The organism is Priestia sp. P5_B4, from assembly GCF_056400385.1.
The window spans coordinates 1-3,831 of record NZ_JBFULJ010000348.1 but is presented as its reverse complement, the minus strand read 5'-3'; the positions used below and the strand labels follow the sequence as shown (position 1 = coordinate 3,831).

The 3,831-nt window shown below is 38.4% G+C and carries 4 protein-coding genes; all 4 read left to right on the top strand.

All coding sequences use genetic code 11. From position 1 onward, the window contains the following. Positions 1-220: 220 nt before the first annotated feature. Positions 221-343: a hypothetical protein gene (locus AC1DRF_RS19040; RefSeq protein ID WP_013057357.1), complete on the top strand. Its 123-nt coding sequence runs from the start codon at positions 221-223 to the stop codon at positions 341-343. 299 nt (positions 344-642) lie between these two features. Beyond that, complete coding sequence (locus AC1DRF_RS19035) at positions 643-1,878, top strand: allantoate amidohydrolase (RefSeq protein WP_477741403.1); 1,236 nt, start codon at positions 643-645, stop codon at positions 1,876-1,878. Between the two features lie 167 nt (positions 1,879-2,045). Continuing rightward, complete coding sequence (locus tag AC1DRF_RS19030; protein ID WP_028408271.1) at positions 2,046-2,684, top strand: response regulator; 639 nt, start codon at positions 2,046-2,048, stop codon at positions 2,682-2,684. Positions 2,685-2,688: 4 nt separating this feature from the next. After that, positions 2,689-3,810, top strand: coding sequence for a sensor histidine kinase (locus tag AC1DRF_RS19025; protein ID WP_427076394.1), 1,122 nt, complete (start codon positions 2,689-2,691; stop codon positions 3,808-3,810). Positions 3,811-3,831 lie beyond the last annotated feature (21 nt).

The window sequence follows — 3,831 nt, the reverse complement described above, 5'->3', positions numbered from 1 at the left end:
ACAATACTTCTTTAAAGAAATAAAGAGTATTTCTTATATATGTTTGAATTATTCCCGTATTTTCTTAAATAAAACGTAGAATTAAAAGAAAACATATAAACAGTATGTCAATTATGTGTCACATATTTCGTCGCTTTACAAGTTCGTATATAATAGGAATAAACCGACCAGTATGCTGATGTAGGTAAATAGGTCAGGCACAAAAGGAGAACGTAGACTAATGGGTGTTTCAGAAGTAACATCAGGAATTATTATTACCACTGCTGTAATTGCTATTGTGATTATTACAGTCGGTGTTTTGGCTACAATGATTGCGATTGCGAAGAAAGCAAATAAAAAGTAAGTATGTRGAGGAGAGTTAGTATAATAACTAATTCTCTTTTTTTTGAAAAAAACCTATCGCTATTTTTATAATAAAAATGCATAAATAACGCGTGCATTATTCATAGAAAAAAGCAGGAAATTTACGTTTTGAAGCTAATAGATACATAAGGCAAACTGCGCACTTTCATTATAAAAATAATGGAAGGGGTTCTAACAGACTTCAAGTGATATCGCCTATTTTATGTCATAATGAATGATATTCATTAACACAGCATCTTAGACGCACTTTATAACCAAATAATGAGGAGAGTGGTTGAGTTGCAACGACAAAAAGTAGCAGTGAATGGAGAAAGGTTAAAAAATACGCTTGAACGATTTGCCGATTATGGACGAACACCTAATAACGGTGTAACCCGCTTAGCGCTGTCAGAAGAAGATCGCCTAGCACGAGATTATTTTTGTTCATGCTGCCGTGACCTTGGAATGGATATTAAAATCGATGACCTTGGATGTATTTACGCCACGCTTGAAGGACTAGAAGATAAGCCGCCTGTTGTAATTGGCTCACACATTGACAGCGTAAAAAAAGGCGGAAGGTTTGATGGAATCCTCGGTGTAGTTGCAGGGTTAGAGTTAGTAAGGACGCTGGTTGAACATAATATTAAGCCGAAGGTGCCGATTATGATTGTTAACTTTACGAATGAAGAAGGAGCGCGTTTTGAGCCTTCTATGATGGCTTCAGGTATTTTATCGGGCAAGTTTCAAAAAGACGTTATGATGAAGAAGACAGATGTTGACGGCGTGACGTTTAAGCAAGCCCTTCAATCATGCGGATATGAAGGCGATACGAGTAACCGTCTTACTGAAGCATCGGCATTTGTAGAATTACATATTGAGCAAGGGCCTATTCTAGAACGAGAAGCCAAATCAATCGGTGTAGTCGAGTGCGTGCTCGGAATGGTATGCTATGAAATTGAAGTTACCGGGGAGTCAGATCACGCCGGGACGACGCCGATGGACATGCGGAAAGACGCGCTTTTTGCAACCAATAATTTAATTGCTGAAGCTCGTCATGAGCTCGGCAGATTAGATTCAAATTTAGTCTATACAATGGGTCGTATGAACGTACTGCCTAATATTCATACCATTATTCCAAATAAAGTTATTTTTTCGCTTGAAGCGAGACATACGGATGAAGATGTCATTGCATCTGTGGAAAAAATTATTCAATCACTGCCTGATCAAGCGGAGCTGTTAGAAGGCTGCGAAGTGCGGGTGACCAAGCTTTGGGGTCGCGATACCGTGTGGTTTGATAAAACGGTTTGCGATGAAGTGGAAGAGTCGGTTCGTTCCCTTGGCTATTCCTACAAGCGAATGGTAAGCGGAGCTGGACATGACGCACAGTTTTTAGCTAGCTATATTCCGACGGCTATGATTTTTATACCGAGCGTAAACGGAAAAAGTCATTGTGAGGAAGAGTTCACTCCTTGGGAAGAATGTGAAAAAGGTGTAAACGTACTTTTAGAGACGGTGATTAAGTTAGCTCAGAAGTAATGAGATAAAAGAGTAAACCTGCGGAGGTTTGCTCTTTTTTAGTTCTTAGAAAGACTGCGAACTATCGCATTGAACTTTTGGTTTATTATGGCTACAATAAATGAGAAGCATCCGGATGGATGTGAAAAAAGGATGTGAAAAAAAGTGAGGTCTTCTCACTTACAGAAATGAAAATTACTATTATTATTGCAGATGATAATTCATTTATTCGAGAAGGAATGAAAATTATATTAAATACATACGAGGAATTCGACGTTGTTGCTACTTTAAAAGATGGTCAGGAAGCCGTTCAATATTGCAAGAATCATTCCGTTGATATTGCATTGTTAGATGTAAGAATGCCTGTTATGGACGGTGTAGAGGCTACAAAGCTTATTTCAGAGTCAACGAAAGCAAAGCCGCTTATTTTAACTACGTTTGATGACGATGAATATATTATTGATGCCGTAAAAAACGGAGCTAAAGGCTACTTGTTAAAAAATACAGAGCCAGAGCGCATTCGAGACGCAATCAAAAGCGTGTTCAACGGACATACGGTTCTTCAAGATGTTGTGCTTGATAAAATTAAATCAAGTTTAAACGCTGCAACTGAGCGCGAGTCAAAAGCGGATATGACACAGTTTACAGAGCGTGAAACGAGCATTATGACGCTGATTGCCAAGGGGCTTTCAAATAAAGAAATTTCTAAAACACTTTTTATTTCAGAAGGTACCGTAGCAAACTATATTAGTTCGATTTTAAGTAAGACGGGACTTGAGCACCGTACTCAAATTGCTATTTACTATTTAACCGGTAAAGGGAAGTAGGGCTATGGAAGTCGGATTAATGATGACTAAGCTCATCCTTATACTGTTTTTGGCTATTACGTACATTCAGTTTAATTATGTACACTCGATTTCAGCTATTGTGTTAGCACTGCTTCTTTACAGCTGTGTTAATATTGCAGCGTCCATTGTGAAAAAGAGCGCGTTCAAGCGCATGTTTATTGTTAGTTCAATTGTCCTTATTCTATATTGTGCGTATAAACTTCATCCTTTGTTTTTTCTTCTTTTGCCGCTAAACCTTTGTGAGCTTATTGGAGAATCAGTCGTGAAAAAATGGATGGTGCTGCTGCTTGTTTTGCTTCCAATGCTGCTTGTTCCCTCTGACATTAGCGTGCTGTATGTGTTAGTCGCTGCGTTTACTTTCTTTATTTATACAGGAGCAGCTCTCTATCAAAAGAGGACAATCAATTATGAACAAAAGCTCGATGAAATGAGAGTAAGTATGCAAAAGCTGCAAAAGCACGTGAATGAAAATAAAGAGTATGTGAGACAGTCTCAATATGCTTCAAAATTAGAAGAGCGAAATCGATTATCGCAGGAAATTCACGATAAGATTGGTCATTCAATGACAGGAGCGCTTATTCAAATGGAGGCAGCAAAGCATGTAATGAAGCAAGATGAAGAAAAAGCGCTGTCTCTTCTTCAAAATGCAATTACAATTTCGAAAGAAGGCATTGAAGAAATCAGGTTAACGTTAAAAAGTATAAAGCCTCCCGCTGAGCAAATAGGAATCAGCAGGCTTAAATTATTTATTGGTGAATTTGAGGCTAAACATAGTATCGCAATGCCTCTTGTATACAAAGGTAATTTGGATCTTATCACCCCTCTTCAGTGGAAAATTATCCATGAAAATATAACGGAAGCTATTACGAATGCCTTAAAATATGCAGAAGCAACGATGATTGCCATTGAGCTTCATGTACTAAATAAAATGGTTAAAGTAGAAGTCAAAGACAATGGAAAAGGGGCTCACTTGTTTCAAAAAGGCCTTGGCATTGCAGGAATGGAAGAGCGAGCTGCTTCCATTAACGGAACGGTGATCGTTGACGGGGCAAACGGGTTTTCTGTTACCACGCTGCTGCCGATAGGTGAGAAACTTCATACATAAATAATGAGATTTCTCATGGAG

Bases quoted from the DNA above. Each gene is read 5' to 3' on its own strand.
- AC1DRF_RS19040 (WP_013057357.1), top strand. From the start codon at position 221: ATGGGTGTTTCAGAAGTAACATCAGGAATTATTATTACCACTGCTGTA.
- AC1DRF_RS19030 (WP_028408271.1), top strand. From the start codon at position 2,046: ATGAAAATTACTATTATTATTGCAGATGATAATTCATTTATTCGAGAA.
- AC1DRF_RS19025 (WP_427076394.1), top strand. From the start codon at position 2,689: ATGGAAGTCGGATTAATGATGACTAAGCTCATCCTTATACTGTTTTTG.